Consider the following 21,940-nt stretch of genomic DNA (forward strand, 5'->3'; position numbering starts at 1 on the left):
CATGGAAAATTTCAATCCTCTGCGCGACGCAGTCCCTGTTGGCGAAATCAAGCGGGCGCTGGTCATCAAGCTGCGCCATCACGGCGATGTGCTGGTCAGTTCGCCGGTCTTTTCGGTGCTCAAGGCGCATGCCCCGCAGGTCGAGATCGATGCCCTGGTCTATGCCGATACGGCCGAGATGCTGACATTTCACCCGGCGATCACTACTGTTCACACCATCGACCGCAAGTGGAAGCAGCTCGGCGTCGTCGGCCAGTTGCAGGCCGAGCTGGCGCTCTACAACAGCCTGAAGGCGCGCGGCTACGACCTGATCATCCACCTTACCGAGCACTGGCGCGGCGCCTGGCTGTGCCGGCTGCTCCAGCCGCGCTGGTCGGTCGGGCCGGCGGTCGGCGGGCGCAGCAAGCGCTGGAAGAGGAGTTTCACGCATCTCCAGAGCTTTCCGCGCAATGCCTTGCGCCACATGGTCGAGACCAATCTCGACGCGCTGCGCCGGATCGGCATCCAGCCGGCGCCGGCCGAGCGGCGCATGCGGCTCGTGCCGGGGGCGGCGGCTGAAACCAGCGTCGCGGCGTATCTGCAGGGTTTTGGGCTCGCGGGGCGGGATTTCATCCATATCCACCCGGCGTCGCGCTGGTTCTTCAAGTGCTGGCCGGTCGAGCAGATGGCGGCGCTGGTCGGGCGCCTGCAAGCCGAAGGCCACGCCGTGGTGCTCACCGCCGCCCCGAGCGCGGATGAAAAAGCCATGCTGACGGCGATCCAGTCTCGTTTGACACAGCCGGCCTTCAGCCTCTCCGGCCAGTTGTCGCTCAAGGAGCTGGCGGCACTGACCCAGGCCGCCAAACTGTTCATCGGCGTCGATTCGGCCCCGATGCACATCGCGGCGGCGGTCGGTACGCCAACCGTGGCGCTGTTCGGACCCTCCGGCGACAAGCAGTGGGGGCCGTGGGGCGTGCCGTTCCGCGTCGTCAGCAGCCAGCAGCATCCCTGCCGGCCCTGCGGTATCGACGGTTGCGGCGGCGGCAAGGTCAGCGATTGCCTGACCTCGCTGGGCGTCGATGAGGTGCTGACCGCCGCCCACGAACTGCTCGCGCCGTGAAGATCGCCATCGTCCGCCAGCGCTACAACCCCTACGGTGGGGCCGAGCGCTTCGTCGAGCGGGCGCTTGGCGCCCTGGCCGCCGAAGGCGCCGAGGTCAGCCTGATCACCCGCAGTTGGGACGGCGCGCCACGCGAGGGTTTCCGACAGATTACCTGCGACCCGAAGTATTCCCGACTGCTCGGCGGACGGGCGGCGCGCGACCGCAGCTTCGCCGCTTGCGCCCAAGCCGAGATGAGCCAGGGCGGCTTCGACATCACGCAATCGCATGAACGGATTCCGGGGTGCATGATCTTTCGTGCCGGCGACGGCGTCCATGCCGCCTGGCTGGCCCATCGGGCGCGGATTTTGACGCCACTTGAACGGCTGGCCCAGGCCCTTTCGCCCTATCACCGCTATGTGCTCGGCGCCGAGCGGGCGATGTTCGAGCATCCGGCGCTCAAGGCGGTGATCTGCAATTCGCAGATGGTGGCCGATGAGATTGGCCAGCATTACGGCGTCGCGCCCGGCAAGTTGCGGGTGATTTACAACGGCGTCGATACGGCCGTCTTCCATCCGCATCTGGCCGACGAATTCCGGCAAGCGACGCGGGCCCAGCTCGGAGTTTCGGAGCGGGTGCCGCTGCTGCTTTTCGTCGGCAGCGGTTTCGAGCGCAAGGGCGTGCCGCAGTTGCTGCGCGCCATGGCGAAAATGCGGCGGACCGAGACGCGGCTGGTCATCGTCGGCGCTGACCGCAAGCTGCGGACCATGCAGCTGCTGGCCGCCCGCCTCGGGCTGGACAAGCGTATCCACTTCACCGGCCCGCTCAAGGATGTCCGCCCTTGGTACGGGGCGGCTGACGGTTTCGTCCTGCCGACCCTCTACGACCCCTGCCCGAATGCGGCGCTCGAAGCGCTGGCCTGCGGCCTGCCGATCGTCACCTCGACAACCTGCGGCGCCCGGGAATGGGTGCGTCCGGGGGGCAACGGCTGGGTGGTCGATGCCCTTGATCTTGCCGAACTGGCCGACCGCCTCGACGATCTGGCCGCGCTGGCCGGCCACCCCACGCCGCGCGCCGGCGCACGGGCCAGCGTCGAAGCCTTGACCCTGCCGGCGATGGCCGACCGTCTGTTGGCGCTATACCGTTCGCTGAGCCCGGCCTGACACGCAGGTATAATCGCGAGTTCCATTTTTTCATCAAGGATTTGCATGGCCAGTGACATGACCAGCCGTGAGCTCTATCTCCGGCTGCTGACCTATGTCCGACCGTACTGGAAGGCTTTCGCCGCGGCGCTGGTGGCCATGGGCCTATCGGCACTGGCCGAGCCGGTCTTTCCGGCGATGATGAAGAAACTGCTCGACGACGGTTTCTCGGCGGCGGCCGGGCAGTGGGACTGGCTAATCTATCCGCTGGCCATCATGGCCATCTTCCTGGCCCGCGCCGTGTTCGGCTTCATCGGCGAATACGCCATGAGCTGGGTGTCGAACAATGTCGTCACCGAATTGCGGCAAGCGATGTTCGCCCGCATGGTGCGCCTGCCGACCCGCTATTACAGCGACAATCTTTCCGGCCGCCTGATGTCGCGCATCGCCTATGACGTGACCGGGGTCGCTGGCGCGGCGACCAATGCGCTGACCTCGCTGATCAAGGACTCGCTGGCCATCGTCGGTCTGATGGCCTGGCTGCTGTACCTGAACTGGCAACTGACCCTGATTACCCTGAGCGTGGTGCCTTTCATCGCCATCGTCGTGCGCACCTTCAGCAAGCGGCTGCGCGGCGTGGCCCGCGGCCAGCAAGAGTCGATGGGGCGGATTACCCAGGTCCTGCAGGAAACCATCGAGGGCCACAAGGTGGTCAAGATCTTCGGCGGCCAGACCTACGAAGAAGAGCGTTTCTACAAGTCGGTCCGCGAGCAGCGGCGGCTGGCGATGCGGGCGACCATGGCGGTGGCGGCGCAGAGCCCGATCGTCCAGTTCTTCGCCGCCACCGGCGTCGCCATCATCATGGGGGTGGCCTTGAAGCAGGCCTCCGGCGAGCAGGCGACGGTCGGCAGCTTCGTTTCCTTCATTACCGCGATGTTGATGATCCTGCCGCCGCTGCGCCGTATCACCGACGTCAATGCGCCGATCCAGCGCGGTCTGGCGGCGGCCGAGAGCGTCTTCTCGCTGATCGACGAGGCCTCCGAGGAAGACCTGGGCAAGGAAGAATTGGGCCGTGCCCAGGGCCTGGTCGAGTTCGACAAGGTATCCTTCACCTATCCCGGGGCCGAGCGTCCGGCGCTCGATGCCCTGTCGCTGACCATCCGCCCAGGCGAATGCGTCGCGCTGGTCGGTCCGTCGGGCAGCGGCAAGACGACGGCGGCCAACCTGCTGCCGCGTTTCTATGCGATCGACGGCGGCGAAATCCGGGTCGATGGCCATGCCCTCCCCAATATCCGCCTCGCCAGCCTGCGCGACAACATCGCGCTGGTCAGCCAGGATGTCGTGCTCTTCAATGACACGATTGCCGCCAACATCGCCTACGGCGGCAAGCGCGACGCGACGGCCGAGGAAATCCGGGCGGCCGCCAAGGCGGCGCATGCCCTGGAATTCATTGATGCGCAGCCCGAAGGCTTCGCCACGATGATCGGGGAAAACGGCGTCAAGCTCTCCGGCGGCCAGCGCCAGCGTCTGGCCATCGCCCGCGCCATCCTCAAGGATGCGCCGATCCTGATTCTCGACGAGGCGACCTCGGCACTCGACACCGAATCCGAACGCCATGTCCAGGCCGCCCTCGATGAGCTGATGCGCGGCCGCAGCACATTGGTCATCGCCCACCGCCTGTCCACCGTCGAACGGGCCGACCGCATCGTCGCCCTGGCTCATGGCCAGAAGCAGGAAGAGGGCTCGCATGCCGAACTGCTGGCCCACGACGGCCTCTATGCCCGCCTCTATAAGATGCAGAAGGCAGAAGAGGGCGTCGCCTGATGCGTATTCTGCATACTGAATCGTCCGTCGGCTGGGGGGGCAGGAGAACCGCACGCTGAACGAACTGATCGGCATGCGCGAACGCGGTCACGAGATGGCTGTGGTCAGCCGGCCCGGGGCGCGCATCCTCGAGCGCGCCCAGGAGGCCGGATTTACGACTTTTGCCATCGAGATGCGCGGCGCCATCGACCTGCCGGCCATGCTCCGCCTGCGCAGCGTAATCAAGCGTTTCCGGGCCGATATCGTCAACACCCACAGCGGCCGCGATACCCAGCTCGCCGGGATGGCGGCGCGCAGCATCATCGGCGGGCGCCCGCGTATCGTTCGCACCCGTCACCTGGCGCTGCCGATCACGTCGAAATTCAGCTACAGCGTGCTGCCGGATCATGTCGTCACGGTCAGCAAGTTTGTCGAGAATTATCTGGTCGAGGCCGGCGTGCCGCGCGAGCGGATCACCACGGTGTCGACCGGCGTCGATTTTGCCCGCTACGACCGGTCGACCATTGAAGGCGACCTGCGGGCGGAGCTTGGACTGCCGCCGGACGCCCTGTTGATCGGCACGGTGGCGATTCTGCGCAAGAAAAAGGGGCATGCCGAAACCATCGAGGCGGCAGCGCAGGTCATCGAGCGCTTCCCCGGAGCCCACTTCGTCTTTGCCGGCGACGGACCGCAGACGGCCAACCTCGAACGCCGCATCGCCGAACTCGGCCTCGGCCAACGGGTGCACATGCTCGGCTTGCGCCGCGATGTGGTCAATATCCTCAAATCACTCGACGTCTTTGTCCTGCCAACCCATCAGGAAGCCCTCGGTACCGCCTTTATCGAGGCGGGCGCCATGGGTTTGCCCGCTGTTGCGACCAATGTCGACGGTGTTCCGGAGGTCATTCAGGACGCTCGTACCGGCCTCCTTGTGCCGGTAGGCGATAGCCGGGCAATTGCCGAGGCGATTTGCCGGCTGCTCGATGATCCTGTTTGCCGTCAGGGTATGGGGGCCAATGCCGCCGAGTTCGTGCGCCGGAAATTTTCTCGTGAGGCGATGGCCCACGGGATGGAGGCGCTCTATCAGCGCCTGATCGATGCGGAGCGTCCGTGAGCGATATCGCCAGCGACTCGATTCGCGACATTCTGTTGATCGGCGTCGCCCGCATCGGCGACACCCTGCTGTTGACGCCGGCGATGCGGGCGCTGAAGCAGCGCTATCCGGCGGCCCGGCTGACCGTCCTGGCCCATCCGAAACGCTGCGAAGTCCTGGAGAACCTCGATTTCATCGACACGCTGGGCCCCATAACCAAAAACACCGCGTTGCTGAAGGGCTGGCTGCCTGGTCGACAATTCGATCTGGCCTTTGTCTATGGCCGTGACGCCGCATTGCTACGTTATGCCCTGCGTTGTTCGCAGCGGGTCTATTGCTTTGCCGACCAGGAACTTCCGGCGGCAGCCGACGGCCGCCTGTTCCCTGTCGAACGATCGCATGGTGTGCACGCTGTGCGAGAGAGACTGGCGCTCGTCGAAGCCGCCGGCGTACAGGCGAGTGACTGGCGTCTGGCCTATAGCGTGACGCCGGCAGAAAGGCAGGCTGCCGAACAGCTGCTTGCCGGGCGCGGCGCGCTCGGGCGGCGTCCCCGGGTCGGCCTGCAGGCCTTCAGCTTTCCGACCAAGGCTCACCGCGACTGGCCCCTGGAAAACTTTTCCCGGCTCATCGAGCGGGTTCTGGATGCGCATCCGGACGCCCTGTTCCTGATCCTCGGCGATGCCGGTGCGGCAGTTCGGGCCAAGCCGCTGGCCGAACGTTTTCCGGCGCATGTCGAGGTTGTCGCCGGCAACCAGTCGTTGCGCGCCAGCGCCGCCTTGATGAGCCTTCTCGATCTCTATGTCGGTGTCGATACCGGGCCCACCCATATCGCCGGAGCGCTCGGCGTGCCGATGGTGGCGATGTATCACCATCTCTATCCCGGCGCCAACCTCGCGCCCTTGCAGAATCCGCAGTGCACCATCGTCGAGCATCCCGCCACCGGTCACTCCGCTACTGCCGCGACGTCCGGCATGGAAGCGATCCCGGCCGATACCATTACCGCTCATGCGCTGGAACACCTGGCGTTGGCGGCTGCAATCGGCGAAAAGTCCTAAGCCATGTGCGGCATTCTCGGCTATCTCGATTCCGCCCGCAGGCCCGGTGCCTGGCGCCTCGATGCGGCGGTCGGCGCACTCCATCATCGCGGTCCGGACGACTCCGGTACCTGGCTGGGCGGCGGGGTCGGCCTTGGTTTCGTCCGCCTCTCCATCATCGACCTGTCGCCGGCCGGCCATCAGCCGATGCTCAGCCCGGACGGTCGCTACACCATCGTCTTCAACGGCGAGATCTACAACTTTCCGGAACTGCGTAGCCAACTCGAAGCGGCGGGCGAGCGCTTTGTCGGTCATTCCGATACCGAGGTCCTGCTCCGGCTCTTCCAGCGCCTCGGCCTCGAGGGCTGCGTCGCCCGTCTGCGCGGCATGTTCGCCTTTGCCGTTTGGGATAGCAGCGAGCACACGCTGTCCGTGGTCCGCGACCGCCTCGGCGTCAAGCCGCTGGTCTATGCCGAGACCGCCAACGGTTTCGCCTTCGCTTCCGAGATCGGCAGCCTGTTCGAACTGGTGCCGGATCTTTCGCGCCGGGTCGATCCGACCGCCATCGACCATTACCTGACCTACCAGTACGTGCCTTCGCCGCGCACCGGTTTTGCGGCGATCCGCAAGCTGCCGCCGGCGCACGCCATGGTTGTCCGCGACGGGCGCATCGAGCGCTGTTTCCGTTACTGGGACATCGATCCGACGCAGCGCAGCCAGCTTTCCTTCGCCGAGGCGGCCGAAGCGCTGCGCGAGCAGGTCCTCGAAGCCACGCGTCTGCGCATGGTGGCCGACGTGCCGCTCGGCGCTTTTCTTTCCGGCGGCGTCGATTCCAGCATCACGGTGGCCGCGATGGCCCGCCAGCGCGGCGATGCGATCAAGACCTATGCCATCGGTTTCGAAGACGAAGGCCTCGACGAGTCGCGCTATGCCCGCGAGGTCGCCCGTCATCTCGGCACCGACCACCATGAGGCGATCTGCCGTCCCGACGCCGTGGCGCTGCTGCCGCAGCTGATCGGACAGCTCGGCGAGCCTTTTGCCGACAACTCCATCCTGCCGACCTACTACGTCGCCGAATTCGCTCGCCGCGACGTCACCGTTGCCTTGACCGGCGATGGCGGCGACGAAGCTTTCGCCGGTTATCGCCGTCACCTCCATCTCGACCGCGTCGACCGGCTTGAGGGACGTGGCCTGCTGCCCGCCTGGCGCGGCCTGCGCCGGGCCACGGTGGCGCTCGAGAACGGCCTGCGGCGGGGCGGGCGCAAGCGCGCTTTCCCGCATGCGGTCGGCGACCAGATACTGACCCTGCCGCCGCTCGAACGCTTCCGCCATCTCGTCGCCTACTTCCCGGAAGCCGAGAAGGCCGGGCTGCTCGTGCCAGCCTTCCGCGCCGCCATCGAGGAAGACTCGCTGGCTTCGCTCCAGGCCGCCTGGGACCGCAGCGCCGGCCAGAGCGATCGGCTCAACCGCTGGCTCTACGTCGATAGCCAGACCTACCTGCCAGACGACATCCTGGCCAAGGTGGACATCGCCAGCATGGCCGTCTCGCTTGAATGCCGCTCGCCCTTCCTCGACCATCGCGTCGTCGAGTTCGCCGCCAGCCTGCCCGCCGCTTACAAGCTGGGGCCACGTGGACGGGGCAAACACCTGCTGAAGAGCGCTTTTGCCGACTGGTTTCCAGCGGGTTTCCTCGACCGCAAGAAAATGGGCTTTTCGGCGCCGACCGGGCGCTGGTTGCGCGAAGATCTGCAACCGATGTTGCGCCACAGCCTGCTCGGCTCCCCGGCCTTGCAAGGCTGGCTCCAGCCAGCCACGGTAAACCGGCTGGTCGATGATCACCTGAGCGGCCGCGCCTCGCACGCCAAGCGTCTCTGGTCGCTGCTCTGCCTGGCGCTGTGGGTCGAGCGTTTCGGAGTCGTTGGGTGAGCCGCGCCCTGCCGATCCTGATGTACCACCACGTCAGTCCGGCCCCGGGACTGGTCACGCTGTCGCCGGCCTGCTTTCGCGACCAGATCTCGGCGCTCGCCCGGGCCGGCTGGAAGAGCGTCGGCAGCGCCGAGCTCGAAGCCTTCCTGGCCGGCAAGCCCTTGCCTGAAAAGCGGGTCATGCTGAGCTTTGACGACGGCTACCTCGACAACTACCTGCATGCCCATCCGGTGCTCCAGGAGTTCGGCATGCGGGCCGTGCTCTTTGTGGTTACCGATTGGATTGGTGACGGGCCGGCCCGGGTGACCGGCGAAGCGCCCGACCACCGTGAATGCAAGCGTCGCATCGCGGCCGGCGAGGCCGACAGTGTCATGGTCCGCTGGTCGGAGATCGAGGCGATGCAGGCGGCCGGCAGCTTCGAGTTCCACTCGCACACCCACACGCACACCCGTTGGGATCAGCGCCTGCCCGACAATACAGCCCGCCTCGCGGCGCTCGAAGCTGACCTCGTTGCCTCGCGCGCCACGCTGAAACGCCGCCTGGGCATCGATGACCGGCACCTGTGCTGGCCGCAGGGCTATTTCCAAGACGATTACCTGCCGCTCGCCAATCGGCTCGGTTTCGATCATCTCTACACGACGCGCCCCGGCACCAACGGTCCGCGCCAGGATGCCAACAGGCTGCGCCGTATCGTGACCAAGGAAAAATCCGGCGCCTGGCTGACCCGCCGTCTCTGGCTCTACGCCACGACCGGACGCGCTGCCTGCTATGGCTGGCTGAAGGGGGAGCAATGAGCGCTCCGCGCCTGGCCTACATCGATCCCTACCCGGTGCCCGGTCCGACGCCGTCGGCGCTACAGATCCTGCAGATGGCCGATGCCTTCGCCCAGGCCGGCTGCGGGGTCGACCTGGTGACGCCGGCCACAGCTCTCGATCCAGCGGCGATCCTCGGTCGCGCGCCGCATTCCTTGCTGCGCTTCTCCCCATTGCCCGACTTCCGCAAGCGCTGGTTCTTTCCCTTCTCCTCGCATCGTCCGTTCTTCGTGCTGGCCCTGGCGTGGATCCGCCGCCACCGGCCGCAGACCCTGTTCGTCCGCAACGTCAAGCTGGCCGCCTGGCTGTTGCCGAGGATCGAAGGTATTCCCCTCTATTTCGAGACGCATGAGCTGTTCGCCCAGTCCTTTCTCGAAAACCAGCAGCGCCGGATGGGCTGGCAGGCGCGGCGCAAGCTGGCCTTGCTCGACCGCCGCGAGGCGGCGGTCTATCGTGGTGCCGCCGGCGTCTTCGCGCTGACCAGGGCACTGGCCGATGATCTGGTCGAGCGCTATGGCTTGCCCGTCGTGCCGACCGTCCTGCCCGACGGCGTCGATGCCCTGGCCCTGGCCGCTGCCCAGGCCACGCAGTCGGGCGTGCGGGCGGTCGATGCCGCGCCGCGGGTGCTTTACCTCGGCAGTCTGCATCCCTGGAAGGGCGTCGACATCTTGGTTCGCGCCATGGCACACCTGTCGGGCGTCGAACTGTGGATCGCCGGTGGCGAGCCGGTCCGCATCGCGGCCTTGCAGGGGCTGGCGGCGCAGCTTGGACTGACCAGCGTCAATTTCCTCGGCAAGGTACCGCCCGCGCAGCGCTTCGCGCTGATCGGCGAATGCGACCTGTGTGCCCTGCCCCTGGGTAGGACATCGATCGGCAGTCGCTATACCTCGCCGCTCAAGCTGTTCGAGTATATGGGCATGGGCAAGGCAGTCGTCGCGTCCGACCTGCCGTCCTTGCGCGAGGTCATTCGCCATGGCGAAAACGGCTGGCTGGTCGAACCGGAAAACCCGTCCGCCCTGGCCGACGGCATCCGAACCCTGCTCGCCGATCTCGAGCGCCGTGCGGCGATCGGCCGCCAAGCAGCCGCCGACGCCGCCGAACTCACCTGGTTGAGCCGGGCCCGGCGCGTCCTCGACTACATGGGGCAAAGTCCCGCAACGGAATCGCGCTGATGAAAATTGCTTTCGTCGATGTCACCGTCACCGTCACCTATGGCGGCATCCAGACCGCGGTCTGGGAACTGGCCAGAGCCCTGCACGATCTCGGCCACACGGTCAGCGTCTTCGGTGGTGATGGCACGATTCGTCCGGATCTCGGCGGCCGTGCCATCGAGGTCAGGACCTTCCCCTTCACCCCGCGCGAAAAGGCCCCCGACCTCGGCAACCGCTTCCGCCGGCTCTGGGAGCGCTGGACCTTCGCCCGCCATGCCAAGGCCGCAGTCATCGCCGGCGATTTCGACTGGGTGGTGATCACCAAGCCCTTCGACTTCTTCTGGCCGATGCTGATGCCGGCCGGCAGCAAGACCCGTTTCGCCTTGCGCAGCGGCGGCACCAGCTTCATCGCCGGCGACCGCTATCTGGCCCGCGGCATCGATGCCTTGTTCGCCAACAGCTATTTCAACGGCTGGCAGATCAAGAGCCGCTACGGCCGCTTCCCGACCATCATCTACAACGGCGTCGATCTCGACCGTTTCGGGCCGCAGCACCGCGCCCCCGCCCTGCGCGCCGGACTCGGCCTGCCCGACGATGCGCTGCTGTGCATCTTCGCCGGCCGCCTGGTCGGCTGGAAAGGGGTAGCCTACAGCCTGCGCGCCCTGGCCAGCGAACGCCTCGCCGGCTTGCCGCTGTACTTCGCGGTGATCGGCAGCGGACCAGAGGAAAAGAAACTCAAGGCCCTGGCCGAGAGTCTCGGGCTGGCCGATCGGGTCTTCTTCCTGGCCGGCAGGCCGCACGGCGAACTGCCCGCCTGGTGGGCGAGTGCGGACATCGGGCTGTTCGCCAGCGTCGGCGACGAGGGTTTCAGCAACAGCATGGCCGAGGCGCTGGCCAGCGGCCTGCCGGTAATCGCCACCGCCTTCAGCGGCAACCCGGAAACCGTCGGCAACGAAGGCAGTTGCGGCCTACTGGTCGCGCCCGAGAATGCCGATGCGCTGGCCGATGCGCTGTTTGTCCTGGCGACCGATGGCGAATGTCGCAAGCGGATGGGAGAGGCGGCCCGCCAGCGGATCGCCAGCCAGTTCACTTGGGACCGCGTCGCGCAGCGCCTGCTGGCGGGGCTGAAATGAATCGTCTGGCGCGGATCATGCACGTCCATTTCTGGGGCGATGTTCGCCTCCAGGCCGGTAGCGTGGACAAGGTGATCGCTGCTTTTGCCCGCATGGATGAGCCGGATTTCGACATTGCCGTCGCCTGTCCGGGTAGCGGTGGGATGGAGCGGAGCGCGGCGGCGACCTGGCACTTCTTTGCCGAGGATCGCCTGAAGAATCGCCTTGCCAACAAGCTGCTCGGCCTCAAGCTCTTCACCTACAGCGAACTGGCGGCACTGATCGAGCGCGAGCGGCCCGACCTGCTTCACATGCACAACCGCCATGCCCTGCTCGCTCCGCTGCTGGCCCGCCTGGACTATCGGCCGCGCGTGCTCTGCCACTACCACCGCAAGTTCGGGGAATTCGTGGTTCCTCCGCAAGCCGACGGCTTGATTGCGGTCAGCGACGCCGTGCGGGCCGCCCTCCAGGCCGCGGCATCGCCGACCATGCCGGTCACGGTCTTGCACAACCCGGTGCCGGAAGCGCTCGGCGTTTCCCTGCCCTACCAACCGGGCAACCGGCCGCGCCTGGTCTATGGCGGCGGACGTCAGCAGAACAAAGGTTTCTTCGAACTCGAGGCGGCGCTGGGCAACGGGCTGGCCGAGCAGTTCGACGTCGTCCTTTGCGGCCCGGGTTTCGACGGCTATCAGCCACCGTTCCCGGCAAGAGTCGCCGGGATGTTGCCTTCGGATGCCTTTCTGGCGGAACTGCGGGCCGCCGATGTCGTTGCCATGCCCTCGCACCATGAGGGCTTCAGCATTCCTGCCCTCGAAGCCCTCGGACTGGGCAAATTGCTGGTCGCCACCCAAGGGGGCGGACTGGGTGAGATCCTCGATGCCGACAACGCCCTGATCCATCCGGCGGGCGATCCGACCGCCCTCGCCGGCTGCCTGCGCCAAGCCCTGGCCCTGCTGAGCCCGCAAGGGGCAGCGGCCGGCAAGCGCCTGCGCGACGCCGCTTCGCGCACGGCTGCTCGCTTTTCGGTCGCCGCGATCAACCGGCAGCTGGCTGCGATCTATCGACAATATCTGGGAATGACGCCCACGGAGTCTGTGTGAATCTAAGCTGGATAACGGAAAATCGGCGCGCCCTGGCCTTCCTCTGGGGCGGCCTCGTCGCGCTGAGCATGATGCGGGTGTGGTCATCGCTATTCTTCACGCCGATCTATCTGATGACAGTCCTTGCCCTGTTCGACCGCGAGACCCGCGACGGCCTGTGGCAACTGGCCGGCCGCTTGCCGCTCACCCTCGGCTATTTTGCGTTGGCGGCGTGTTCCCTGCTCTGGGCTGCTTCTCCGCATCTCGTACTACAGGCCTTGCGGGCTGATATCTTGATTCCCTGCCTGGCCTTCGTCGCCTCCTTCCACGCCGCCCGTCGGCTGGATGCGCAACGGACGGCGGAGGCCTTGCTGCTCGGTGCCTGGTGCTGCTTCCTGCTGGGCGGCGCAATCGGCTATCTGGTCCTTGGTTCTGGCTGGTCTGAACGATTGTTCGACAGCGTTGGTTATTACTCGAGCTATGTGTTCATGCTTGCCGGCGCCTCGCTTCCCTTCCTGACGCGGAATCGTCGTCTGCTTTTCTACCCGCTGGTCGCTGTGTTGCTTTTCCTTTCCCAGCAAAGGGTGGCCTGGGTCGTGTTCCCCTTCATCGGCTTGGCCGATATTTTGCTGTGCCGCCGCCAGGGAGCGAGCCTCAAAGGCTTGTTCGTTTTTGGCTTGCTAATCGTTGTCGCATCGATCGGGATGCTGAAATGGGTCGCCGAACAGAAGCCAGTCGATGGCCTCAATCCGGGGGTTCAGGCGAGCAGCCTGCTCGATCGCCTGGCCAAGAACGAGCGTCTGCGTCCATGGCGGGAATGGTTCGAGCGCGGTCTGGAGTCTCCGATTATTGGCCATGGTTTCGGCCGCGACAACGTCAAGGAACATTTCGCGCGAGGCGCCGACTGGCCCGAGCGCAACCTGAATCACGGCCACAACATCCTGATTAACAACTTTCTGCAACTTGGCGCGCTTGGCGTTGCGGCTTACCTGATGGCGCAATTCCAGCTTGGCCGATTCCTGTTCCGGCAGCGCGAACCGCTGGCCTATGCCGCCTTGTGCATCCTGGGCCTGTTTTTCCTGCGCAACCTATTCGACGATTTTTCCTTCAAGCGCCTGCTGATTGTGTACGCCCTGCTGCTGGGCTGGAGCATCGGCGGACTCGGCAAGCGCAGCACCTCGCCTAACACAACTGATTGACAAGAATTCCCTGATGTCAGGAACTGCCCCATCCCCCTCGGCTGCCGGCGTGACCGCAAGCGCCTATCGTCCGGATATCGATGGGCTGCGTGCCGTCGCGGTGCTCGCCGTACTTTTCTTCCATTGCTTTCCCACCGTGCTTTCCGGCGGTTTCGTCGGGGTCGACGTCTTTTTTGTCATATCGGGATACCTGATCGGACGCTCCGGTTTCGACGAAATGGCGGCCGGTCGTTATTCGGCGCGAACCTACTTCGGTCGCCGTGCCCGGCGGATTTTCCCCGCCCTGCTGGTCGTCCTGCTCAGCGTGATCATGGCCGGCTGGTGGATGCTGCTGCCCATTGAGTACGAACTACTCGGCAAGCACGTCGCCGGGGCCTCGGTCTTCATTTCCAACTGGCAATTCTGGCGCGAGGTGGGGTATTTCAATACCGAAGCCACCCTCAAGCCTTTGCTGCATCTGTGGTCGCTGGCGGTTGAGGAGCAGTTTTACCTGATCCTGCCACTCTTTCTGCTCTATTCGCTGTGGCGCAGGAAAGCGCCGCTCGTCCCGCTGCTGCTCTTTACCGTGATCTGCTTCGCCAGCGCCGTCTGGCGCCTGCCGGACCACAAGGCCTGGGGATATTTCCACCTGCTCAGCCGCGGCTGGGAGCTGATGATCGGCGTTCTGCTCGCCTATGCCGAGCATCGTCGTGCCGCACAATCGGGTGATGCTTCCCTGGTCGGCAACTTCTGGCGCCCCGCTGTCGGCGGACTTGGCTTGGCATCGGTGATCGGCTCGGCATGGAGCTATTCGAGCGAAACCTTGTTTCCGGGGGCAGCCGCCCTGCTGCCGACGCTAGGCGCTGCGGCAATCATCGCCGCCGGCTCGGGCGCTCCCTTCAACCGCCTGCTAGGTCTACGTCCGTTGGTCTACATTGGCCTGATCAGCTATCCGCTTTACCTGTGGCACTGGCCGTTGCTGTCGATGCTGCGCATCGTGGATGGCAGCAACTTGGACCTGACCACCCGTCTCATGGTTTTTCTCGCTTCCTTTCCGCTCGCCGCATTCACTTATCACCTGGTCGAGCGGCAGCTGCGTGCCGCGACGGTGGTCCAGCGCCCCAATTTCGCACTGGTCCTCTGGGCGCTGCTTCTGGCCGTGGGCGGGGCTGGCTATGGGGTTTTGACCAAGCAGGGGGTGCCGGAGCGCTTCCCCGAGCTTGATACCAACCTGCAGCCGGCGACCGAGCGCCAGACGATGCCGCCCGCCGGTTTCTCCAGCGAGCACAAGGCCATTCTATTGGGCGACAGCAATGCCCTGATGTATTCCGCAGCATTGCGCAGCCACTTCTACCGGATTCATGGGCAGGAGTTGATCTACGGATTCCGGGCGGGCTGCAAGCCTTTTTACAATCTCGACAAGCATTCGCCGGGGGATTCGCCGCAGGGTTGCCCGCGGGGCGTCAATCCGGCGATCGACCAGGCGATCAATGATCCGCAGATCGACACCATCCTGGTGGTCAGTGCGCTTTATTCCTTCAATTACTATATCTATCCGGGATTCCCCAACAACCCGTCACCGGACCTCGAGCCGAACAACCAGATCATGAGTCGGGCGATGGACGAAACTTTCGCCATGCTGGCTGCCAGCGGCAAGAAGGTCGTCATCTTCTACTCGACTCCGCCTCTGGATTTCGTCGTTTCCGAATGTCAGAAGCGACCTTTCCGCTGGCGAACCGAAGCCCGTGCTGAGTGTTTCGTCACCGAGGAGCATTACCGCAACGTGCAGCAGTGGTCGCGCCGGAAGCTCGGCGAAGTCGCCGCCCGCCATGCCAATATCCGCCTCTTCGATCCGGCGCCTTCACTGTGCCGCAACGGGCGTTGCGAAGCGCGACTGGATGGCAAGCTGATCTATTCCGATGGAGCCCACCTCAATGCCTTCGGCGCCGAGCGGGTGGCCGAGCACTTCGATTTCTAGATCCGGATTCCCCATGAACTTTCGCAAAATTCTCATCATCCGCCGCGACAACATCGGCGACCTTATCCTGACGACCCCGTTGTTCGAGGCCATCCGCCAGCGTTATCCCGAAGCCTATGTGGCGGCGCTGGTGAATAGTTACAACGCGCCAGCAATTGCCGGCAACCCCCACCTCGATGCGATCTTTTCCTATACCAAGGGCAAGCATGCGGCAGGCGAGCCGGTATGGCAGGCCTACCTGCGACGGGCAAAGTTGCTGTGGCAGTTGCGCCGGATGCATTTCGATTGCATCGTCCTGCCCAACGGCGGACCGGTACCCCGCGCCTTAAAACTCGCCCGTTTGCTCAAGCCCCGCCATATCGTTGGATTCGTCGGCGATAGGGGGCGGGCAGCGGCTGTCGATCTGGCCGTGCATGGCGACGGCGGGAAGCTTCATGAAACCGAAGATATTTTTCGCCTGCTGGCACCGCTCGATGTGGCGGGGCCAATTCCCGGCCTGACGGTGGTGCCCGAGCCCGACCTGGCCCACAGGCTGCACAGCCGCCTCCCAGAGGCCGTAGCCAGCGGCAATGGCCCGCTGGTTGCGCTGCATATCAGTGCCCGCAAGGAAAAACAGCGCTGGCCGGTGGAGCGCTTTGCCGAGCTGGCCAAGCGTTTGCACGAGCAATATGCAGCGCGTTTCCTGCTCTTCTGGTCGCCAGGCGACGAAAATAATCCCTTTCATCCTGGTGATGATGCTAAGGCGGCTCGCCTGCTAACGGCACTAAAGGATTTGCCGATCGCGCCGGTAGCGACTGGCCAACTCTCCGAACTGATTGCCGGCCTCGCGCTGGCCGACTGTGCCGTGCTGTCCGATGGCGGCGCCATGCATGTCGCCGCCGGCCTCGGCAAACCGATCGTCTGCTTCTTCGGCAACTCGTCGGCCGAGCGCTGGCATCCCTGGGGTGTGCCTTATGAATTGCTGCAGAAACCTTCGCGTGATGCAGGAGACATCAGCGTGGTCGATGCTGCCGATGCTTTCGGGCGGTTGATGACGCGATACCTGCAGGAAACCTGATTCATTGTCCGTGATTGCCCACAATCCTCATCTCGCCTATCGGCCGGACATTGACGGCTTGCGCGCCATCGCCGTTGCCATGGTGGTGCTCTTTCACGGCTTTCCCACCGTGCTCGGAGCAGGCTTCATCGGCGTTGATCTGTTTTTTGTCATTTCCGGCTTCCTGATCAGCGGCATTATCGTCAAGGGGCTCGAGAACGGCCAATTCAGCCTTCGGGAGTTCTACGCCCGCCGTATCAAACGAATTTTCCCGGCACTGATTTTGGTCCTGCTGGCCAGCTTGGCGATCGGCTGGATGGTGCTTCGCTCTCCCGAGTACAAGGCGCTCGGTCGGCAGGCGCTCTGGGGGGCGGGCTTCGCGGGAAATCTGCTGATGAAGAAGGAAGCCGGCTATTTCGATTCGGCTGCCGAACTGAAACCGCTGCTCCATTTGTGGTCCCTGGGCATTGAAGAGCAGTTCTACCTGATCTGGCCTTTGCTCCTCATTCTGGTTTTCCGACTGCGTTTCAATCTGCTTTTCCCGATCGCCGGACTTCTGTTGCTCTCCTTCGGCATTAACCTGATGCAGGTCGGCGGCAACGCCAGTGCTGTCTTCTACAGTCCCCAGACGCGCTTCTGGGAACTCTGGATTGGTGCGCTGCTCGCCCATCTGAGCCGACATGGCCGAGCTCCGTTGAAAGCCTGGCTGGAGCGGGCATTTCCGGCGTGTGCACACAGTCTTCCGGTGGCCGATCTTCTGGCGTGGATTGGGCTCGGATTCCTGACCATGGCTCTGCTACTGATCGGGAAGGACAAGTCATTTCCCGGCGCGCTTGCCCTGCTGCCCACGCTGAGCGCCTTTTTCCTGATTGCCGCCGGGCCGCAGGCATGGTTCAACCGCCAGATCCTGGCCAGCCGTCCGCTGGTGGCCATCGGCATGATCAGCTATCCGCTATATCTATGGCACTGGCCCCTGCTTTCCTTTGCCAAAATCCTGGAACAGGGCAGACCGAGCACTGAAATCGTCGCGCTGGCGGTTGTTTTGAGTCTGCTTCTGGCCTGGGTAACCTATGCCGTGGTGGAAAAGCGCGTGCGTTTCAGAAGGCATTGGGCGACGACGGCGGGGCTGGCCGTGACGATGATCCTCCTGGCCCTGGCTGGCGACCAGATCACGCGCATGAAGGGCTTCCCGGAACGCATGACGGCGTACGAAGACAACCCGAAAATCGAGGACCTGAACACCTTCTTCCGGGAAATCACCAGCCTGTACCCACCTTGCATGCCTCAGGCGCTGCGTGACCAGGCATTGCGTCACAACGAGATCATCCGTTGCCGGCAGAGCCAGTCGGAGGACAGGGCGCAGACGGTCGCGCTGATCGGGGACAGTCATGCCGAACACTTTTTCCCAGGCCTGGCGAAGCATGGCTATCCCGGTGAAAATCTGGTTTATTTTTCGTATGGTTGCCCGCCGTTCTGGAACCTGACTGGCTATAAGGATTGCCCCAACGTCAGCGAGGTTCTGAACTACGTCGAGGCCAGCACCAGTATCCATACGGTCATTTTCGCCGCCGTCTGGCAGGGGCGATGGGCCTTTCCAAATATCAGGCTGGTCGGCAACGAAGGCTTGGCCGACCCGGTCACGATCTACAAGGAATCCCTGACCAATACCTTGCGACGGCTCGTCGAGGTCCGGAAAGATATCGTTTTCGTGTTCAACGTACCGTTGCTCGGCTTCCTGCCCGAATCCTGCCAGGGGCGCCCCTATACCTTACAGCACCAGGCGCGGACACCCTGCGCCGTTTCCCGGAGCGAGGTCGAGGCGCAACAGCGTGAGTATCGAGAACTGACCCGAGCGGTATTGCTGGACTTTCCCAACGTCAAGGTCTGGGATCCGCTGGACGTGCTCTGCGACGAGCACTGGTGTCGGGCTGCCGAGGATGGCGTGGCCCTTTATCGCGATGACAATCACCTGACTTCATTTGCGTCTTACCGGCTCGGGGCGCAATTCATCAAGGGCCTGAAACGGCCTTAGTGTGCCGCTTCCCAGTTCGGCCCGACCCCGACTTCGAGGACCAGCGGCACTTTCAGCTCTGCCACCTGACCCATCAGTCGGGGCAGATGGGTGCGGACTTCGATCAGTTCGCCGTCCGGCACTTCGAGCAGCAGTTCGTCGTGCACCTGGAGCACGAGCTGCGACTTCATCGCTGACTTTTCCAGCCAACTCTGAACGGCGATCATCGCCAGCTTGATGAGGTCGGCGGCGGTGCCCTGCATCGGGGCGTTGATCGCGGCGCGCTCTGCCCCCTGGCGGCGGTTGCCGTTGCTCGAACGAATCTCCGGGAACCACAGCCGGCGGCCGAAGGCGGTCTCGACGTAGCCGTGCTGGCGGGCCGCCTCGCGGGCCTCTTCCATGTAGCGGGCGACGCCGGGGTAGCGGGCGAAATAGCGGTCGATATAGGTCTGCGCCGCGCTGCGCTCGAGGCTGAGCTGGCGGGCCAAGCCGAAGGCGCTCATGCCGTAGATCAGGCCGAAGTTGATGCTCTTTGCGATGCGACGCTGGTCGGGGCCGACTTCGAGTGGCGTGACGCCGAAGATTTCGCCGGCCGTGGCGCGGTGCACGTCCTCGCCGTGGGCGAAGGCGTCGAGCAGGCGCTCGTCGCCGGAAAGGTGGGCCATGATGCGCAACTCGATCTGCGAATAGTCGGCCGAAACGATGCTGCTGCCTTCCGGCGCGATGAAGGCGGTGCGGATTTTCCGGCCTTCCTCGCTGCGCACCGGAATGTTCTGCAGGTTGGGGTCGCTGGAAGCCAGCCGCCCGGTGACCACGGCGGCCTGCGCGAAGCTGGTATGGACGCGGCCGGTGGTCGGATTGACCATGCGCGGCAGCTTGTCGGTGTAGGTGCCCTTGAGCTTGGACAGGCTGCGGTGTTCGAGCAGCAGCTTGGGCAAGGGGTAGTCGAGGGCGAGTTCGGAGAGTACTTCCTCGTCGGTCGACGGGCCGCCCGAGGGGGTTTTCTTCTTGACCGGCAGGCCGAGCTTCTCGAACAGGATGTCGGCCAGCTGCTTGGGCGAAGCGAGGTTGAACGGTTGCCCGGCCAGTTCGTAGGCCTGGGCTTCGAGGGCCATGATCTTCCGGCCCATTTCGTGGCTCTGGCGGGTCAGCACATTGCCGTCGACCAAGATGCCGTTGCGCTCGATCTGCCAGATCACCTGGCGGACCGGCATCTCGATTTCGTGATAGATGCGGGACAGCCCCGGTTCGTCGGCAAAGCGCGGATGCAGCGCCTGATGGACGCGCAGCGTGACGTCGGCGTCCTCGGCTGAATAGGTGGCGGCGCGCTCGATATCGACCTGGTCGAAGCCGATCTGCTTGGCGCCTTTGCCGCACAGCTCCTCGTAGGCGATGGTTTCCAACCCGAGATGGCGGCTGCACAACTGGCCGAGGTCGTGGCCCTTGTCGGACTCGATGACGTAGCTCTGCAGCATGGTGTCGTGGGCGATGCCGGCCAGCCGGATGCCGTGGTTGGCGAAGACATGCTGGTCGTACTTGGCGTTCTGCAGCACTTTCTTGCGCTCGGCGTTTTCCAGCCAGGGTTTGAGGCGGGCCAGCACTTCGGCGAGCGGCAACTGGTCGGCGACGCCGGGGGCGGTATGGGCTAGCGGGATGTAGCAGGCTTCGCCAACCTTGACCGAGAGCGAGATGCCGACGATACGGGCGGCGAAGGCGTCGAGGCTGGTCGTTTCGGTATCCAGCGCGGTCAGGTCGGCCGCCTCGATTTTCGCCAGCCAGGCGTCGAACTGTTCCCAGGTGAAAACGGTGTCGTAATCGACCGCGATCTTGCCGACCGGCGCGGCGCTGGTCGGCTCGGCCGAGACAGTCCGCGCCGGAACGGCAGCGGCCGCGTCCGGCCCGTCGATTTCGCCCAACCAGGTACGGAACTGGTAGCGGGTATAGAGTGCGCGCAGCGTTGCCGTGTCGCGCGGAGTAGTGGTCAGACTGGTCGGCGCCGGCAGGTTCGAGAGGTCGCAGGCGACGGTGACCAGCTTCCTGCCGAGCGGCAGGAAACCGAGGTGATCGCGCAGGTTTTGACCGACGACGCCGCCAATTTCGTCGGCATGGGCGACGATCTCGTCGAGCGAGCCGTACTGGGCCAGCCACTTCAGGGCGGTTTTCGGGCCGCACTTGGCGACGCCCGGTACGCCGTCCACGGTATCGCCGACCAGGGCCAGGTAATCGACGATCTGGCCCGGCGGCACGCCGAACTTGGCCTCGACGCCAGCCTCGTCGAGCAATTCGTTGCTCATCGTGTTGTACCAGCGGACATGCGAGCTGACCAGCTGGGTCAGGTCCTTGTCACCAGTCGAAATCAGGGTCTCGATGCCGGCCGCCGTGGCCTGGGTGGCCAGCGTGCCGATCACGTCGTCGGCCTCGACGCCGTCGATCATCAACAGCGGCCAGCCGGCAGCCTTGATCGCCGCGTGCAGCGGTTCGATCTGCTGCACCAGGTCGTCGGGCATCGGCGGCCGGTGGGCCTTGTATTCCGGGAACCAGTCGTCGCGAAAGGTCTTGCCCTTGGCATCGAAGACGACGGCCTTGTAGTCCGCCTTGTAGTCGCTTTCCAGCCGGCGTAGCATGTTCAGGACGCCATAGATGGCCCCCGTCGGTTCGCCTGCCTTGTTGCGCAGGTCGGGCAGGGCGTGGAAAGCGCGATAAAGGTAGGACGAACCGTCCACCAACAACAAGAGAGGCATACGAAGTGACGGAGAGTGAAAAACTGGTGATGGGTGTCGAATCCGAGGCCCTGTTGCAGTCGGCATCGGCCCGGGAGTCCTGGCGGATTTTCGGCATTATGTCAGAGTTCGTCGAGGCGACCGAACGCCTGGCCGCGATCCGGCCGGCGGTGACTATCTTCGGCAGCGCCCGGGTCAAGGAAGGCACAGCCTATTACGACCTGACCGAAAAGACGGCGCGCCTGCTGTCCGATTCCGGCTTCTCGGTGATCTCCGGCGGAGGTCCGGGGATCATGGAAGCCGCCAACAAGGGCGCCTTCTTTGGCAAGTCGCCGGCGGTCGGCCTCAACATCCAGCTGCCGCACGAACAGTCGTCCAATCCCTATCAGGACATCTCGCAGACCTTCCGCCACTTCTTCGCCCGCAAGTACATGTTCGTTCGCTTCGCCAGCGCCTATGTCGTGATGCCCGGCGGTTTCGGCACGCTGGACGAACTGATGGAAGCGCTGACCCTGATCCAGACCGGCAAGGCGCGCAAGATCCCGCTGATCCTGGTCTGCTCGGATTTCTGGAAAGGCATGATCGATTGGTTCAAGGAAACCCTGGTTGCCGAGGGCATGGTCGATCCCGAGGACATCAATCTGATCCAGTTGATTGACGAACCAGAACAGGTCGTCGAAGCCATTTTCAAGCACTACGAGTCGCGCCCCTTCGGTCCGCTACCCAACGAGCGCGAGCTGATGCTCAACCTGTAATAAAATTGGCATCAGACCAACGAGGAACAACC

Annotated in this window: 16 protein-coding genes; 15 read left to right on the forward strand and 1 reads right to left on the reverse strand. The window is 64.5% G+C overall.

The features are described from left to right. The first annotated feature begins 1 nt into the window (after position 1). From rfaQ to NQE15_RS00775, 14 genes are all read left to right on the forward strand, one after another. Positions 2-1,099, forward strand: a complete 1,098-nt coding sequence (gene rfaQ, locus NQE15_RS00710; protein WP_265945658.1) for a putative lipopolysaccharide heptosyltransferase III — start codon at positions 2-4, stop codon at positions 1,097-1,099. Beyond that, positions 1,096-2,241 carry a glycosyltransferase family 4 protein gene (locus NQE15_RS00715; RefSeq protein ID WP_265945660.1) on the forward strand — a complete coding sequence of 382 codons (1,146 nt, stop codon included), beginning with the start codon at positions 1,096-1,098 and terminating at the stop codon, positions 2,239-2,241. Before rfaQ ends, NQE15_RS00715 begins: the two co-directional genes overlap by 4 nt. Before the next feature lie 57 nt (positions 2,242-2,298). After that, positions 2,299-4,044 (forward strand): lipid A export permease/ATP-binding protein MsbA, encoded by a 1,746-nt coding sequence (gene msbA / locus NQE15_RS00720; protein ID WP_265945662.1) that lies wholly within the window; start codon positions 2,299-2,301, stop codon positions 4,042-4,044. Positions 4,045-4,117: 73 nt separating this feature from the next. Beyond that, positions 4,118-5,137, forward strand: coding sequence for a glycosyltransferase (locus NQE15_RS00725; RefSeq protein ID WP_265945664.1), 1,020 nt, complete (start codon positions 4,118-4,120; stop codon positions 5,135-5,137). Continuing rightward, positions 5,134-6,171 (forward strand): glycosyltransferase family 9 protein, encoded by a 1,038-nt coding sequence (locus tag NQE15_RS00730; protein ID WP_265945666.1) that lies wholly within the window; start codon positions 5,134-5,136, stop codon positions 6,169-6,171. The genes NQE15_RS00725 and NQE15_RS00730 overlap by 4 nt, the downstream gene beginning before the upstream one ends. 3 nt (positions 6,172-6,174) lie before the next feature. Further along, a complete protein-coding gene (asnB, locus tag NQE15_RS00735; protein ID WP_265945668.1) occupies positions 6,175-8,076 on the forward strand; it encodes an asparagine synthase (glutamine-hydrolyzing) in 1,902 nt (633 codons plus the stop codon). Further along, positions 8,073-8,870, forward strand: coding sequence for a polysaccharide deacetylase family protein (locus tag NQE15_RS00740; RefSeq protein WP_265945670.1), 798 nt, complete (start codon positions 8,073-8,075; stop codon positions 8,868-8,870). The genes asnB and NQE15_RS00740 overlap by 4 nt, the downstream gene beginning before the upstream one ends. Beyond that, positions 8,867-10,060, forward strand: a complete 1,194-nt coding sequence (locus NQE15_RS00745) for a glycosyltransferase family 4 protein (RefSeq protein ID WP_265945672.1) — start codon at positions 8,867-8,869, stop codon at positions 10,058-10,060. The genes NQE15_RS00740 and NQE15_RS00745 overlap by 4 nt, the downstream gene beginning before the upstream one ends. Further along, a complete protein-coding gene (locus tag NQE15_RS00750; protein WP_265945674.1) occupies positions 10,060-11,172 on the forward strand; it encodes a glycosyltransferase family 4 protein in 1,113 nt (370 codons plus the stop codon). The genes NQE15_RS00745 and NQE15_RS00750 overlap by 1 nt, the downstream gene beginning before the upstream one ends. Next, on the forward strand, positions 11,169-12,251 hold the full coding sequence (locus NQE15_RS00755; RefSeq protein WP_265945676.1) for a glycosyltransferase family 4 protein: 1,083 nt from the start codon (positions 11,169-11,171) through the stop codon (positions 12,249-12,251). Before NQE15_RS00750 ends, NQE15_RS00755 begins: the two co-directional genes overlap by 4 nt. Beyond that, positions 12,248-13,429: an O-antigen ligase family protein gene (locus NQE15_RS00760; protein ID WP_265945678.1), complete on the forward strand. Its 1,182-nt coding sequence runs from the start codon at positions 12,248-12,250 to the stop codon at positions 13,427-13,429. Before NQE15_RS00755 ends, NQE15_RS00760 begins: the two co-directional genes overlap by 4 nt. A gap of 13 nt (positions 13,430-13,442) precedes the next feature. Then, entirely contained in the window at positions 13,443-15,386 is a 1,944-nt protein-coding gene (locus NQE15_RS00765; protein ID WP_265945680.1) for an acyltransferase family protein, read from the forward strand. Beyond that, positions 15,343-16,443, forward strand: a complete 1,101-nt coding sequence (locus NQE15_RS00770; protein WP_265945682.1) for a glycosyltransferase family 9 protein — start codon at positions 15,343-15,345, stop codon at positions 16,441-16,443. The genes NQE15_RS00765 and NQE15_RS00770 overlap by 44 nt, the downstream gene beginning before the upstream one ends. A gap of 10 nt (positions 16,444-16,453) precedes the next feature. Next, positions 16,454-18,454: an acyltransferase family protein gene (locus NQE15_RS00775; RefSeq protein WP_265950067.1), complete on the forward strand. Its 2,001-nt coding sequence runs from the start codon at positions 16,454-16,456 to the stop codon at positions 18,452-18,454. On the opposite strand, the gene polA is transcribed toward NQE15_RS00775, so the two are convergent. Further along, positions 18,451-21,174, reverse strand: coding sequence for a DNA polymerase I (gene polA / locus NQE15_RS00780; protein WP_265945684.1), 2,724 nt, complete (start codon positions 21,172-21,174; stop codon positions 18,451-18,453). The two genes, NQE15_RS00775 and polA, sit on opposite strands and share 4 nt — an antisense overlap. Before the next feature lie 29 nt (positions 21,175-21,203). Between polA and NQE15_RS00785 the strand changes: the two genes are divergently transcribed. Further along, entirely contained in the window at positions 21,204-21,908 is a 705-nt protein-coding gene (locus NQE15_RS00785; protein WP_265950070.1) for a TIGR00730 family Rossman fold protein, read from the forward strand. Positions 21,909-21,940 lie beyond the last annotated feature (32 nt).

The sequence above is a fragment of the Dechloromonas sp. A34 genome (assembly GCF_026261605.1).
Lineage (GTDB): Bacteria > Pseudomonadota > Gammaproteobacteria > Burkholderiales > Rhodocyclaceae > Azonexus.